Source organism: Borreliella japonica (assembly GCF_030438115.2).
GTDB classification, from domain to species: domain Bacteria; phylum Spirochaetota; class Spirochaetia; order Borreliales; family Borreliaceae; genus Borreliella; species Borreliella japonica.
Map to the genome: position 1 here is coordinate 175,428 of NZ_CP124062.1, position 15,449 is coordinate 190,876.

Genomic DNA, 15,449 nt, shown 5'->3' on the forward strand with positions numbered 1-15,449 from the left:
TTAAAACATTTTTCAAATACTGAAAAATGTTTATTTTTTAAATCAAATCATCTTTTAAGGATACAATAAAATTCTTGTGAATCCAACCTTGAAGTCCATAACTTGTTTCAATAAGAACAAAATCATCTTTACTATCAAGAATATAAACACTAGCATTTCCTTTTAAAAATCTCCAACTCCTTGAAAAGTTGTCAGGAACTTTATAAAGAGAGACTAAATCACCTTTAATTATTCCTACCTCAGATTGTTGATCAGAATAAAAATAATATGTTTCAAATATGGTAAAACAAACTGCAGAAAAAAGTAAAAAAATAACTATTTTTTTTAAATTTTTTGCCAAAAATCTATAAGAAATAGATACAACTAAAAAATTTATCAAAAATAAGCTAATAATAAAAAAAATATTAGAAAAGATAAAACTATTATTGCGAATACTGTCTGTAACTCCGTTCTTAGATTCAATCAAATCAATAACCTTATAGGGGACTTCATTATTTGGAGAAGCCAAAAATGCCTTATAGGCTGAATAAATAGCATCAAAATCTCTATCCATTTTACTTAAAACAAGAGCTCTATTTAACCAAAGTCCTGAATAATTTGGATATTTTTTAAGAATATTGTCAATCTTAATAAGTGCAGCATTATAATTTTTAGTATTATAGTTTTCAATCAAATCATTTATATTTTTTTCTGACAATAAACCATCATTTACAGCATTTAAACTAATGCCGGCAGCCAATATTAAAATGATCAGTCCAAAACTCGATGCTGCAAAAAATTTTTTATAGTTAATTAAAATAGCTAAAGATAATAAAAATCCTGGAATCAAAAGTAAATAATAGTATGGAACAAAAAATAAAAAAGTTTTATTTTTGTAATTCAAAATATCAGTGTAAGACAAAAGTTTAAAATCATCATCCAAATTGCTTTGTACCTTGCTTATTCCATTAAACTCTCCTGAATATTCGTACTTCAATTTTTTTCCTTTAAGAGTATAAACTGTTCCATTATCAGGATTTAAATAATTAAAATCACCAATATTCAAAAATACACTACCTTTAGTGCCAGGCTTAACTGTATAAATTTGAGAAATGCTGCCCTTGTACCCATCCTTAGAAGGCTTAAAATTATAATTTTTCTTTTTATTAAGAATTTTAGAATTATAAGTTTCAATCTCTGGAAAGTAAAAATGTGGAAAATTTCCTTGACCTGTAATTTTTATTAAAATAGTAAACATATCTTGATCAATTGCCGAATAAGTCGGGGTTTCATAATCAATTCTAAAAGTTCCCACTGCTAAAGATTTAACCTCTTTAGGAATCGGTTTAACTTTCAATAAAAGTTCAGGGGTTTCCCTAACAAGACCGGAATCAATATTAAAAGGAAAACTGGGAATCAAAACATTTTTTGAGCCTTTAAGAGGAGTTAATACAAAGTTATAAAAAGGTACATCTAAAATTTCTTTATTATGAAAAGTTCTATATTTTATATCCCCGAATATAGGCATCTTTTCAATCATTGCATCCTTAATGGCAGGTAAAAATCCAGACATTTCATTAGAATTACCATCTGAAAGCCAATTTGAACGCAAAACAAGCCCAATGCTTTGATATTCATAAACTTCTCTTTTATCAAGATCCCAATATAGATCAACTGGCAAACCAAAAGAATTTATTTCATCAGCTCTTAGCACGCTAACTTCAACCTCTGAAGATAAATAGAAATCACCTTTATAAATTACTTTTAATGGGGGAATCTTAATAAATCCTAGACTCTCAAAAAGATATTCAACTTTAATCTCAACAAAAGAAAAGCTATTATTATCAGTTGTTTTAGATATTGATAAAACATTAGAATTAGATTGAACTTCTTTATTTATTTCAACTTTTATCAAACTTATATCAATATCTTGCAAAGGATTGTTAAGCATTACAACCTGAGTAAATTTCTCACCCCTTAAAACTTTAATATTTTTAACAAAATCAATACCCGTAAGCGAATAAAGTTTTGCGATTGAAAAAAAATAAATAAAAAATATTACCAATCTTCTTTTGAAACAACTAAACTCTCGTCTATTTTTCTCAACCATACAACCCTCTCAAGATTTTCGATATATCTTAAAAAATTTTCATTACTTTCAACAAAATTTTTACTTTTTTCCACACTTAAAGAATTTAAACTATCACGCGCTGTTCGTTTTTTTATTATTGCAAGTTCAAGATTATATTTAGCATTATAACTACCGGGATTAATTTTTAAAGCCTCCTTAAAAGCCATCTCAGCTTTATGATAAAGCCCTTGATTGTAGTATATTATCCCCTCGTTATAATTGACGTTAAAATTTAAAAAAATATCATCGGTTTTCTTTGCATAAGAGAATATTCTAAGAGAACTTTCATACTCACCTAAAGAATAGTATACAATTCCAAGATTGTAATATCCCCAAGCAGAATATTTTTTATCCTCTACAAGATTGTAATAATTTGAAATTGCATTTTGATAATTTCCTCTAACATATTCATAATTACCAATAGCCATTAATGACATAGACTTAACATTTGAACAAGACCAAAAACTTAAACACAAAAAACAAGCATATAAAACTACTAAAAAGTTTCGTCCCACTTTATCATCCTGACAAATAAATACATAAAAATAAACAACAACGAAACAACCAAAAAAATTTTATACCTTGATACATCAACAAGTATAATATCATTTGAAGTTCTTCTTATTATACCATTTCTTATATCATCAACAACAAAGTTGATCCCTTTTAAATACAAGTTATAATATGAACCTTTAAGAGAAGAGGCAAGAAGAAGTAAATTTTCTTCATTTATAACATTTTTAACAAGATTCCCATTTTTATCTTTAATACTTAAGTTTTGATCAAATAAAATAGGATTACTTCCTCCAATCCCCACCACAAAACTTTCTAACTTTAAGTTATTTACAAATTTAGAAAACCTATAGTAATTACTCTCTCCCCAATCATCACCATCCGTTAAAATAACTAAAAAATTATAATAAGAATCATCCTCTAAATTAGAGATTACATTAAAAACAGCATCTCCTAAAAAACTCCCAGGAGAGCTTATTAAATCGGGCTTTATGTAATTTAACATCTTGTTTAAACTGTTTTTATCCTTAGAAAAAGGTAAAACCAATATAGACTTGCCTTTAAAAATAGTAAGAGAATATTCTGCATTCTCAAAATTGCTTAAAATTAAACTAATTATATTTTTAGCACTCTCAAGCCTATTAATAATTTTACCTTCATCCACACTTAACATGCTACGAGAAATATCGAAAATAAAAGAAATTCTCAATTTACCTCTGTCATCTTCAACAGCTTTTTGTCCCCAAGAAATATCCGAGATGGATAAAATTAAAAAAATCAAGCTAAAAATAAAAAACATTGTCATGAGAACTTTTTTAATGTAATAATTTTGAATATATGAATTGTTTCCATACATAAAGCTTAAGGTTTTGAAAAACGGAATATTTCGTTTAAAATCAAGCACGCAAACAAAAAAAATCCACATTAAAATTAAAAAAAAGTATAAAGCACTATAATTATTTATATTCATAGTATCTCTTTTAAGAAAATCTTTGAAAAAATAAAATAAATAAGCAATAAGCAAAACGATGAAACTAGAAATTCTTTATAAATATCTTTATTGTCCACAGCTATTTTAATTTTTCTCTCCAAATTTTCCTTTTTTGAAAAATCTTGAATTGCAAATTGAAAAGAAAAATCATCATTAACCGAATAAAAAAGCCCTCCTGTTTTATTTGAAATCTCAAAAAGCATACTAGGATCATAAACCTCTTTCAGACTTCCTTGATAAAACTTTCCAGATCTCAACTTAAACTCAACATTAAATTCCTCAGAACTTCCAATACCAATAGAATAAATCTTAACATTTAAACCTTGAGCAAGGTTAATCACTTGATCTTTATAAATCTCATCTGAATTAACAACTCCATCTGTTAAAACCACTATTGATCTTTTAATAGCTTCAGAATACTTTAAATGAGACAATGCAATAGAAATACCTAATCCTAAAGCAGACCCATTGCCAAGATCCATAATATAAATATCATCTAACTTTTTATTAAAAAAATCTCTATCTGTTGTTATAGGCACTACTATTGAAGCATCTCTTGCAAAAGCTACTAAGCCAATATTATCATTTTCACGTTGAGAAATAAAACGTCTAATCAACTCTTTTGAAAACTCGAGTCTATTCTTAGAAGAAAACTCAACAGCGCCCATACTAGGAGATATGTCAAGAACAATAACAATGTCAGCGCCAGCACTAAGATGTATCATCTTCTTTTTTGAAATCGAAGGACCCGCTAAAGCAAACACCATAACCATTGCAGCTAGATATAAAAAAGAATAAGTAAAAAAATACATCAAATTCAATCTATAATCTTTAAGCTTTAAAGAGTTGAAATCACCATAAAGCGATATTGGAAACTTTATCTTGCCCCCTCTATTTTTAAAAAAATGATTAAAATAAATTATTAAAGGAAAAATTACCAATAAAAATAAATATAGGGGCTCATTAAAAGTTAACATTAGCACCTCTATTAAATTCTTCAAAATTAGATGCTGCGGTTTTTAAATCATCTAAAACAAACGCCAAGCTATCAAATACTAAATCAACACCACTAAATTTACTAAAATCAGAAAGCCTTAACGTATTAATAAAAGTTGAACGAATCTCGTAAGGAACCTTAAGATCTTGCAAAATTATGGAAATTTCTGTTGTAGTAATCGCATTAAAATCGAAACCTGTTTTTTTAGATAAATAAACTCTTAAAGAAGAATTTATTAAATTATAAAATGTACTTTGATTCCCATCCTCTTTAACGTATTTAGACAAAATAACAAACTGTCTTTGCAATACTTTATAAGGTTTTCTAAGTCCATGTCTAACTATCAAGTAAATTAAAAGTCGATTTAAAAGCTTTAAAAGCTTAATAATCAAATAAGGAATCAAAAACAAAACAAGAATAAATAAAAACAAATAAGTACTTGTTCCAGGAATAAATAAAACACCTTCTATATTTTTAATTTTAAAATCAGAATTACTAGATACTAGCTTATCTGTATTAATTTTTATATTCTCTAAAACAACCTTATTTTTCTTACCATTACTAACTACATCCCCAATATAAATAGAAGGAAGAGAGCTGCTTCCAATATAAAAAGAAACAAAATTAACTATTATTTCATTTGTTACTTCATTAAAGCTAATCGAATTCACTTCAACAAATTCATCTCTAATCTCTTCAAAGTCTACAGGAAAAAACTCTTCACCATCATTTAAAACTAATGAAACTTTAAAATCAACAGAATCACCTACATAATAACGAGTTGGCATAAATATTTCATTCTTTATTTCATAAGAATGTAAAAATAAGGTTGAAAAAAGAAAAAGATTTGAAATAATTCTCTTCAAGATCTATTATCCTTTTTTAAGAAGAATTTTAAGTTTTTTAAAAACATCTTCTTTAGTATCAATCTCAATAAAACTAATATTTTTTTTAATACACTCTTTTTTCCACTTTATTTTATCAAGCGTCCAATAGTTTTTATAGCCACTTAATGTCAACTTGCTAAATCCTGAAACTAGAAAATTTTCTCCAGTTTCAATATCTTCGCAAATCAAAGTTCCAATTTTAGGAAAATTTTCATCAAAAAAATCTGAAATTCTTATAGCAACAACGTTATGTCTCCTGCTTAAAACATTTAAAGATTTAAAATAAGCATTTGCCTTAAAATCAGAAATAATTATAACCAAAGATCTTTTTTTATAATATTCTGCAGTATTTTTAAAAATATAAGCTAAGCTGCTACCCGGCTTAAGATTTCTATTGATCGTTTCACTCAATATCAATCCTAAGTGTGAATGACCTTTGCTAGAGGGTATAAACTTGTCTGTTCCACTTGAAAAAAAGGTAACTCCTATTTTATCATTGTTAAAAAATGCCATATGCGCAAAAATAGAAACCAATAAATCTTGAATATCTTTTTTATTTATCTTGTCTCCCAAACTCATGGAAAGTGAATTATCGACAAGAAGATGAAGATTCATTCCCCTATCTTCTTTGAAAATCTTTGAAAAAATGCTATCGGTTTTTGAGCTTACATTCCAATCAATAAATCTAGCATCATCAGAATCCTCATAAGGCCTAAATTCATGAAATTCAAGACCAAGTCCTTTAAAAATTGAACGATAACCACCAAAATTAAGCTCTGAAAGCATTTTCCTTGAAAAGAACTTTAAAGCCTTTATTCTAGTTTTAGTACTATTACTTATCTCGCTATCTTGTATCATTTAAAAATTATTTCCTAAGGAAGCGCTACAGCAGAAAGAAGCATCCTGATAATATCATCGATGCTCATTTCCTCTACCTCTGCCTCGTAAGATGGCGTAATTCTATGCCTTAACACATTACAAGCCACAGCTTTGACATCTTCTGGGAGAACAAATATTCGTCCCTCATAAAGAGCATTAACACGGGCACACTTTAATAAACTAAGAGAAGCTCTAGGAGATGCACCAAATTCAATATATTTGGCAAAAGGATAAGTTTTCTTATCTCTCTCACGAGATGCCGAGATTAAAGTAACAATATAAAGCATTATTTTGTCATCAACTTTTACCCTACCAACCGTTCTTTTAATATCCGCCAAGGAATAAGCATTCATCACCTTTGCAACTTTAATATTTTCAAGACGTCCATCCACTGAAAATATTTTCAAAAGCTTTACTTCGTCCTGCACTGATGGATAATGGACATTAACTTTTAATAAAAATCTATCAAGTTGAGATTCTGGCAAATTATAAGTCCCTTCTTGTTCTATTGGATTTTGAGTAGCAAGTACAAAAAACGGATCTGGAAGCCTATGGGTTTCGTCTCCAAGAGTTACCTGCCTTTCTCCCATAGCTTCAAGAAGAGCAGACTGAACTTTTGCAGGAGCCCTATTGATTTCATCTGCTAAAATAACATTTGAGAATACTGGCCCTTTTCTAACTTTAAAAGTCCCTGTAGCACTTTTATAAACCATATTACCCGTAAGATCGGACGGCAAAAGATCTGGGGTAAACTGTATGCGCTTAAATTCAAGATCAAGAACATCAGATACAGTTTGAATTGCAAGGGTCTTAGCAAGACCTGGAACCCCTTCAAGCAAAACATGCCCCTCTGTTAAAAGTCCCATTAAAATAGCATCGATCATTTCTTTTTGACCAAGAACTCTGCTTGCAACCTCTCTTCTAAACTTATTTATCAAATGCAATGCATTCTCCACTTCTGAATCTATCTGAAAACTACTCTTCATAATGCTCCTAGTCAAAATAACTCTAAAATATAAATTGAACCTAAGCGATAATAATATTATTTGTAAAACAAAACCAAATTTCTGTCTACGCTTAATTTTGAATTTAAAGCCTTTATTTCTATTTTACTAAATAAATCTTTAATTTGATTGACTTCAAGATTAATTCTATCAAATCTACCCTTATATGCCATAATCAACCCTCCATTCTTTAAAAGATTCTTTAAAACTAACGCATATTCATTCATACTTCTAAAAGCTCGAATTGTAATAAATTCATACTTCTTTTTTTCCCTTTCAACCTCATATTCTAAAATTTTTACATTTTCTAAATCAAGTTCTAATTTTATCATTTTCAAAAAAATAGACTTTTTTTTACTTCTTTCCAAAAGATAATACTTTCTAGAAGCGTCAAAAATAGCTAAAATAATACCTGGAAATCCAGCACCACTTCCAACATCAATAATTTCAGAAGGATTAATCTCTTTAATAGTAGGCAAGCCCAAAAGAGAATCTATGACGTGTAAATTAAGAATAGAATTGAAATTGCTATTACTATTTGAAATTAAATTAAATCTGGTATTTAAAAGCAAAATTCTATTTATATATAAATTTATTTTCTTAAGATCTTTGTAAGTAAACTGAAAATTATGTTCTGACAAAGCAAGCTCAATATCACTTATCATAAAGAAAAATTTAAAACTACCTTATTTTTAGGATTTGAAAAATATATAAACAAAACAGTAATATCCGTATTTCTTATTCCAGGAATTCGACTTGCTTGAGCAAGAGTAGCTGGTTGAACCTTGGAAAATTTCTCTCTAGCTTCTCTTGAAAGGCCTTCAATAATCTCATAATTAAAATCAAATGGGAGCTTGACAAGTTCTAGATTATGAAGCTTTTTAATTAAATCTTTTTGTCTATTAATATAACCTTCATATTTAACATCTAATTCAACTTGCTCTAAAATTATTTTTGAATCACTTAAACTTGGATCTATCTTTATTAGAGTATTTAAACTAACAGAAGGATCTTTTAAAATATGATAAAAATCCTTACTAACATGCTTTTTTAATTGTTCATCAGCAACATCTTTTAAGCTAAGACGCCTTTGCTTTAAAAGCTCCTTTATCTCTTCAACTCTCTTTTTCTTAAAAAGATATCTTAAATATCTCTCCTCATCAACAAGACCAAGATCATATCCAATCTTAATCAAACGCTTATCACTAGTGTCATGCCTTAAATTAAGTCTATGCTCAGCCCTAGAAGTAAACATTCTGTAAGGCTCTTTGGTACCTTTAGTAACAAGATCATCAATAAGAACTCCAATATAAGAACTAGTTCTTGTTAAAATCATTGGCTTTTTATTTTGAAGTCTAAGAGCAGCATTAATCCCAGCCATTAACCCTTGAGCTGCTGCCTCTTCGTATCCTGAAGAGCCATTGGTCTGACCTGCTATAAAAAGTCCTTTAACTCTTTTGCTCTCAAGATTTGGATAGAGTTCAATCGGATTTATATAATCATACTCAACAGCATAACCAGGCCTTGTAATAACAGCATGCTCAAGGCCTTCAATGCTGTTAATCAACTTTTGCTGAATATTTTCAGGCAAAGAAGAGCTAAGACCATTAAGATACATTTCTTCTGTATTAAAACCTTCAGGCTCAATAAAAATTTGATGCCTATCTTTATCTTTAAATTTTACTATTTTATCCTCAATAGAAGGACAATATCTTGGACCATTGCCAACAATCTCACCAGAATAAAGGGGTGACAGGTGCATATTTTTACTAATTATTTCATGAGTTCTTCTATTGGTATAAGTCACATAACATGAAAGCTGAGATTTATCTAATTTGCTATTTGAAAAAGAAAAGGGAATGATATCTGAATCTCCAAATTGAACCTCGGTCTTTGAAAAGTCTACACTTTTTTTATGAATTCTTGCTGGAGTGCCCGTTTTAAGCCTACCCATTTCAAATCCAAGGTCAAGCAAAGTTTTATCAAGCCCATAAGCAGAAAATTCAGCAAGCCTGCCCATATTAGCTCTATACTCACCAATAAATATTTTACCTCGAAGAAACGTCCCCGTTGTAAGAACGACAACACTTGCTTTAAACTTATTACCTCTCTCTGTAACAACACCTTCAATTTCATTTCTCATAGAATTAAGAAGAAAGTCAACAACTGTATCTTGAAAAAGATCAAGATTGTCTTGACGCTCTAAAGTTTCTTTAGCCTTGGTTTGGTACATTAATTTATCAGCCTGAGCACGTGGAGCTTGAACTGCAGGGCCACGACTTTTGTTTAAAACTCTAAACTGAATCATGCTAAAGTCAATAATACGGCCCATTTCACCACCAAGAGCATCAATTTCTCTAACCATATTGCCCTTAGCAAGTCCACCAATAGCGGGATTGCAAGAGAGCTTACCGATTGTATCTAAATTTTGAGTAATCATTAAAGTTTTAAAATTCAACCTTGAAAGAGCAAGCGCAGCTTCAATCCCCGCATGCCCTCCTCCAATAACAATTGCATCAAAACCCATATTCATTTCCCCAAACAGAAATTCTTAAACATATTGTCAAGAACATCTTCACTACTAACTTCTCCGGTTATTTCACCTAAGCAGTTAATAATCTCATAAGCATCAAATGCTAGCATATCATAACTTAGTTGACGATCAATTTTACTCAATAAATCCAAAATCAAATCATAAGCTTTCTCTAAAAGTTGAACCTGACGTCTTGATGATATTATTATATCATCAAATCCAACCTCTACTCTTTCATAAGAAACCAATGTCTTTATTTTGTCATAAAGAATATCTATTCCTTCTAAATTTTTAGTACTAATCATTATTAAATTGGAAGAATTTAATACATTTGAAAGAACAAATTCCTCAGTAGATTTATTTATCTTTAAATCTATCTTATTTAAAACGAACAATATTTTACTATTAGATTTGTTTGAATCAATAAATAAAAAATCATCTCTTGTTAAATTTGAACTAACATCGATCAAATAAATTACTAAAGATGCCTCCTTTATTAAAGAATTGCTTTTCTCGATTCCTAATCTCTCAACAAAATTATCAGCATCTCTAAGACCTGCTGTATCAAAAAGATTAAATAAAATACCATCAAGCTCAAAACTTGCTTCAATATAATCTCTTGTAGTACCGGGATGCGAAGATACGATTGATCTATCTTTTTTGAGAAACAAATTAAATAACGAAGACTTTCCAGCATTAACAGAACCTGCTAAAACTAAAGCAACACCATGATCAATTTTTTCATAAACCTTATAAGAATTAATTAACTTTTTAAGCTCAGCCTTGCTATTTAAAAGCAAATCAAAAGGAATGTTAATCTCATGATCATCAACCTCGTAATCAAGATAAACACTAACAGCAGAGAGAAAATTCAAAATATATTTTTTTATTGTATCTATTTTAACAAATAAAGCTCCAGAAAGTTTATTAACTGCAAGAGAATAAGTTTTATTGGTCTTGGCAAAGATAATCTCATTAATTGCTTCTGCCTTTGTAAGATCAATTTTTTTAGCAAGAAATGAACGCAAAGTAAATTCACCAGGCTCAGCCATCCTAAACCCACTTTTTAAAAACAAATCTATAATCTTTTTAATTCCAATCATAGAACCATGAGCTATAACTTCAATGGCATCTTGCCCTGTAAAGCTCTTTGGCGCTCGATACAAACACACAACAACTTCATCTACTTTACAGTTATTATCATTATCTAATATATAACCATAATGAATCGTATTACCAGATGCTGAATTAAGAGCTAAATGATTTGAAAAGATTTTAGAAAATTTAGAAATAGAAGAATCACCGCTACTACGAATCACACATAAAGCACTACTTAAAAAAGGGGTTGCAAGAGCTACAATATCATCATCTCTTTCAAAAAGCTTACTCATACTCTAACATATTATAACACAACAAAAAGACAAAGTTGATTTGTAAATATATTTATAATGACTTATAATTAATTTTATAAAAATGGAAACAAAACTTGAAATTGAACTAAGAGATGTTTTAAAAAAAGAACTCCTCTTAGTAGAAGAAATATATAGATCATACTTAAAAATAAAAGAGAATGTCGACAATAAAAATGAAATAGGACTTAAAGAGATTGTAAACAAAACAAAAATATCACTTGAAAATTTTAAAGAAATTGAAAGCAGAAGAGACCAAATTTGGAAAAAATTTACCAAAGGTAAAAACTTTGGGTCAACTTACGAAGCTGTAGAAAAATTGACTACAATTTACAAAAAAGAAATATACGAATATCTACACAAATTGAAAATTGGAATACTAAATATTAAAAATTTAAACTTCATAATACAAAACTATGTAAACACATCCCTTGACACCTTGGCAATAATATTTCAAGATATCCAAGAAAGTGTGGAAAATGTAACTTACAAAAACCCTTACGGGCCACAAAATGGATGCTTAAACGAAGCTTCCATTTTAATAAATAAAAAACTTTAAAGGAGTTTGGAGTGGATTCAACATTCTCAGGAATAGAAATTGGCAAAAGAAGTCTATTTGCACATAAAGATGCTATGAATACAGTTGGGCACAATTTATCCAATGCTACAAAGCCTGGATATTCAAGGCAAAGAGTAACAATGAAAACCGAAATTCCTCTTTATGTTACACAGCTAAACAGAGCTAAAAAGCAAGGACAATTGGGTCAGGGAATCATGGTTCAATCTATAGACAGAATAAAAGATGAACTACTCAATACAAGGATCATTGAAGAATCACACCGACTAGGATACTGGACTTCGCAAGACAAGTTTATATCAATGTTAGAAGATGTTTATAATGAACCTGAGGATCAATCAATAAGAAAAAGACTAAATGATTTTTGGGAAAGTTGGCACGATCTAGCAAATCAACCACAAGGTTTGGCAGAAAGAAAGATAATTCTAGAAAGGGGTAAATCTTTTTGCGAAGCAATAAGAAGCAGATTTCATTCGCTTGAAAGAATTTACATAATGGCAAACGATGAAATAAAAATTACAACAGATGAGGCAAACAATTACATTAAAAATATTGCAAATCTTAATAAACAAATTTCGAAATCTCAAGCAATGAAAGACAATCCAAATGACTTAATGGATGCAAGAGATTTGATGGTTGAAAAATTGGGCAATTTAATAAGTGTATCAATTGAAAACAAACAGGATCCAAATGAATTTTTAATTCACTCAGAAGGAAGACACCTTGTACAAGGTTCAATTGCCAATGAATTTAAACTAGAAGCTACAAACGGACCTACTAGAACCAAATGGGATATTTTATGGACAAATAATGACAAAGTTTACCTTAAAACAGGTAAGCTGGGCTCTTTGCTTGACATAAGGGATGAAGAGATTAAAAATGAAATCAATGAACTAAATAATATAGCTGTCAACATTGTAGAGATTGTTAACGAAATACATGAAGCGGGGCATGGGATGGACAAAAAAAGCGGAAGAAGCTTTTTTTCTCAAGAACTAAAACTAACTGATGATCGCGGTCGATATGACACTGATGGAAATGGCCAATTTGATTCCGTTCATATTTTCAAAATTAATAGCACAAACGAAATATTTCCAGAAGAGAAATTGGGATTTTACGGAACTCTTAAATTTGAAGCTACAAATAGCAACGAGATTATAGAAATACCTTACAATGCTCCAGATACAGTTCAAGATGTAATAAATAGAATAAACAATTCAAATGCACAAATTACAGCAAGAATCAACTCAGAAGGTAAACTTGAAATCAAAGCAATTAAAGAAAATGAAAATGAGAACATAACATTTAGAATTAAACATATAGAGGATTCTGGATTATTTCTAACAAAATATACAGGAATATTAAATGCATCTGGACCTGAGGGAGCTTATGATTACAAAAATATTGACACAACAGACAGATTAACACCCAAGTCCGCTTATTCAATTTCACCTCTAAGAAACCCTGCAGCATGGATAAAAGTTGAAGACATGATAGACTTAGATCCTTCAAAAATAGCAGCAGGAATCAAAAATCCAACAAATGAAATATCTATTGGGAATAACCAAGCAGCACTAAGAATATCCTCTTTCGGAAATTCTCAAATTATGATTGGCAAAAACTTAACACTAAACGATTATTTTGCAAATACAGCATCAAATATCGCAATAAAAGGACAAATATCAGAAATCACAAAAGAAAGCCAATCTCAAATATTAAAAGATTTGACAGATCTAAGAATGTCTATTTCTGGAGTAAATAAAGATGAGGAACTTGCAAACATGATCGAATTTCAACAAGCCTTTATTGCGGCAAGTAAATTCATCACTGTTTCTGCTGAACTAATAGACACAATAATAAATAAAATGGGAGTATAAGCATGATAAATAGAGTAAGCCATCCATTAACATATGAAAATTTAAAAACCTCTGCAGCAGAGCAAGAGTCTAAAATTACAAAACTTTTAGAAAACTTATACAAAGGCGGCAAAAGAATTATAAAACTAAGAAACGATCCCACAGGCGTTAATCACGCAATAAGGCTAGATAACAACATATTTAAGCTGAATGTATATATGAAAAATATTGGCACTTCTAAGGGCAACTTACGATATGCAGAAGGATACTTACAATCCCTTACAAATATTTTAACACGGGCTAAAGAAATTGCCATTCAAGGAGCAAGCGGAACTTACGAAGCAGATGACAAAAAAATGATATCAAAAGAAGTAAATGCTTTACTCGAAGATGCTGTTGCAATAGCAAACGCTAAAGGACCTGACGGATACAGTATATTCTCGGGGACCAAAATTGATAGTGAGGCATTTAGAGTGACTAGAGAAAACAAAATAAGCAAAATAAGCAAAGACGGTGAGGGGCCCCAAATAATCAAAGTAGAATACAGCGGCAACCAAGCTGAAAAAGAAACAGAAGTATACAATGGAGTGCATATCTCAAATAATTATCCTGGAAATAAAATATTTTTCTCACAAAACCAAAATATCATCTCGTCAACAAACACTAATGGGTTTACTGTAAAAGAAAATACAAAAATTTATATTGACAATGTTGAAATAGGTCTAACAACAGGGGATACTGCTCTTGACATTGTTGCAAAAATAAACGAATCTTCAGCTCCCGTTGAAGCAAGCATTGACCCCATTTTAAACTCATTGTCTATTAAAACTACAACTCCGCACCAAATTTGGATAACAGAAGCAAAAGAATCCAATGTTTTACAAACACTTGGAATACTTACTAAGAACAATGATACTAAACTACCTCCTTACAACCTTTCTAGCAATACAGAAGTTAGAAGCAGATCTATTTTCGATGCACTTATTGAGCTTAGAGATACACTCTACAATAATAAAGAAGAGCTAGTTGGAAGCAGAAGTTTGGCAGAAATTGATGAAAGCTTAAAAAGATTACTTATATCGGTTGCAGATCTTGGAGCAAAAGAAAATAAACTTGATAGAAGCTATGAAAGAATAAGTAAAGAGGCTGCAGACATGAAAGAAGATATGGTCCAATACACCGATCTTGACGTAACAAAGGCAATAACTAATTTAAATATGGCAAGCTTGGCTTATCAAGTATCTTTAGGAATCTCTGCTAAAATAATGCAAACAACTTTGTTAGATTTTATAAAATAGAATGACAAATGATAAAAGCATAGAGTTTGATTTCCTTGAAGGGATACTTGGATTTGAAAACATTAAAAAATTTATAATAAAAGACTCTAAATATAAGCCTTTTTCTATTATGCAATCCATCAATAAAGACGTAAGTTTTTTAGTGACATCTCCTTTTAATTTCCTAAGCGAATACTTACCAAATATCCAGGAAAAAGATTGGTCAGACATTAAAGTAAAAACAGAAGATGAAAAAGTCATTCTATGTATAATTAATATGCATGTCAATGATTATAAGGACATTACGGCTAACCTAAAAGCACCAATCATAATAAACAAAAAAAAATTACTCGGAAAACAAGCTATATGCACAAATGAAAAATACTCACTACACCATAAAGTTTTCAAGGAATAAA

Annotated in this window: 14 protein-coding genes; 4 read left to right on the forward strand and 10 right to left on the reverse strand. The window is 29.8% G+C overall.

What is annotated here, in order from left to right:
- Positions 1-37: 37 nt before the first annotated feature.
- Genes QIA21_RS01440 through mnmE form a run of 10 tightly spaced genes read right to left on the reverse strand, consistent with a single transcriptional unit; the run spans position 38 to position 11,305 of the window.
- On the reverse strand, positions 38-2,044 hold the full coding sequence (locus QIA21_RS01440) for an SH3 domain-containing protein (RefSeq protein WP_301393362.1): 2,007 nt from the start codon (positions 2,042-2,044) through the stop codon (positions 38-40).
- Positions 2,038-2,625, reverse strand: coding sequence for a tetratricopeptide repeat protein (locus tag QIA21_RS01445; RefSeq protein WP_301392865.1), 588 nt, complete (start codon positions 2,623-2,625; stop codon positions 2,038-2,040). Before QIA21_RS01445 ends, QIA21_RS01440 begins: the two co-directional genes overlap by 7 nt.
- Positions 2,607-3,593, reverse strand: a complete 987-nt coding sequence (locus tag QIA21_RS01450) for a VWA domain-containing protein (RefSeq protein WP_301392866.1) — start codon at positions 3,591-3,593, stop codon at positions 2,607-2,609. The genes QIA21_RS01445 and QIA21_RS01450 overlap by 19 nt, the downstream gene beginning before the upstream one ends.
- Positions 3,590-4,591, reverse strand: a complete 1,002-nt coding sequence (locus tag QIA21_RS01455; RefSeq protein WP_301392867.1) for a vWA domain-containing protein — start codon at positions 4,589-4,591, stop codon at positions 3,590-3,592. Before QIA21_RS01455 ends, QIA21_RS01450 begins: the two co-directional genes overlap by 4 nt.
- Positions 4,578-5,477, reverse strand: a complete 900-nt coding sequence (locus QIA21_RS01460) for a hypothetical protein (RefSeq protein WP_301392868.1) — start codon at positions 5,475-5,477, stop codon at positions 4,578-4,580. Before QIA21_RS01460 ends, QIA21_RS01455 begins: the two co-directional genes overlap by 14 nt.
- Before the next feature lie 6 nt (positions 5,478-5,483).
- Positions 5,484-6,356, reverse strand: coding sequence for a DUF58 domain-containing protein (locus QIA21_RS01465; RefSeq protein ID WP_301392869.1), 873 nt, complete (start codon positions 6,354-6,356; stop codon positions 5,484-5,486).
- Positions 6,357-6,370: 14 nt separating this feature from the next.
- Positions 6,371-7,363 (reverse strand): AAA family ATPase, encoded by a 993-nt coding sequence (locus QIA21_RS01470; RefSeq protein ID WP_091972871.1) that lies wholly within the window; start codon positions 7,361-7,363, stop codon positions 6,371-6,373.
- Between the two features lie 56 nt (positions 7,364-7,419).
- Entirely contained in the window at positions 7,420-8,046 is a 627-nt protein-coding gene (rsmG, locus tag QIA21_RS01475) for a 16S rRNA (guanine(527)-N(7))-methyltransferase RsmG (protein ID WP_301392870.1), read from the reverse strand.
- Entirely contained in the window at positions 8,043-9,908 is a 1,866-nt protein-coding gene (gene mnmG / locus QIA21_RS01480; RefSeq protein WP_301392871.1) for a tRNA uridine-5-carboxymethylaminomethyl(34) synthesis enzyme MnmG, read from the reverse strand. The genes rsmG and mnmG overlap by 4 nt, the downstream gene beginning before the upstream one ends.
- Positions 9,909-9,910: 2 nt before the next feature.
- Positions 9,911-11,305: a tRNA uridine-5-carboxymethylaminomethyl(34) synthesis GTPase MnmE gene (mnmE, locus tag QIA21_RS01485; RefSeq protein WP_301392872.1), complete on the reverse strand. Its 1,395-nt coding sequence runs from the start codon at positions 11,303-11,305 to the stop codon at positions 9,911-9,913.
- Positions 11,306-11,387: 82 nt separating this feature from the next.
- Between mnmE and QIA21_RS01490 the strand changes: the two genes are divergently transcribed.
- The 4 genes from QIA21_RS01490 to fliW are packed head-to-tail and all read left to right on the forward strand — an operon-like array spanning position 11,388 to position 15,448.
- Complete coding sequence (locus tag QIA21_RS01490) at positions 11,388-11,882, forward strand: flagellar protein FlbF (protein ID WP_301392873.1); 495 nt, start codon at positions 11,388-11,390, stop codon at positions 11,880-11,882.
- Between the two features lie 11 nt (positions 11,883-11,893).
- Positions 11,894-13,777, forward strand: a complete 1,884-nt coding sequence (flgK, locus tag QIA21_RS01495; RefSeq protein ID WP_301392874.1) for a flagellar hook-associated protein FlgK — start codon at positions 11,894-11,896, stop codon at positions 13,775-13,777.
- A gap of 2 nt (positions 13,778-13,779) precedes the next feature.
- Positions 13,780-15,054: a flagellar hook-associated protein 3 gene (locus tag QIA21_RS01500; RefSeq protein WP_301392875.1), complete on the forward strand. Its 1,275-nt coding sequence runs from the start codon at positions 13,780-13,782 to the stop codon at positions 15,052-15,054.
- 1 nt (position 15,055) lies between these two features.
- The gene (gene fliW, locus QIA21_RS01505; RefSeq protein ID WP_091972850.1) at positions 15,056-15,448 is read left to right on the forward strand and encodes a flagellar assembly protein FliW; all 393 of its coding nucleotides are present in this window, start codon (positions 15,056-15,058) and stop codon (positions 15,446-15,448) included.
- The last annotated feature ends 1 nt before the right edge of the window (position 15,449 follow it).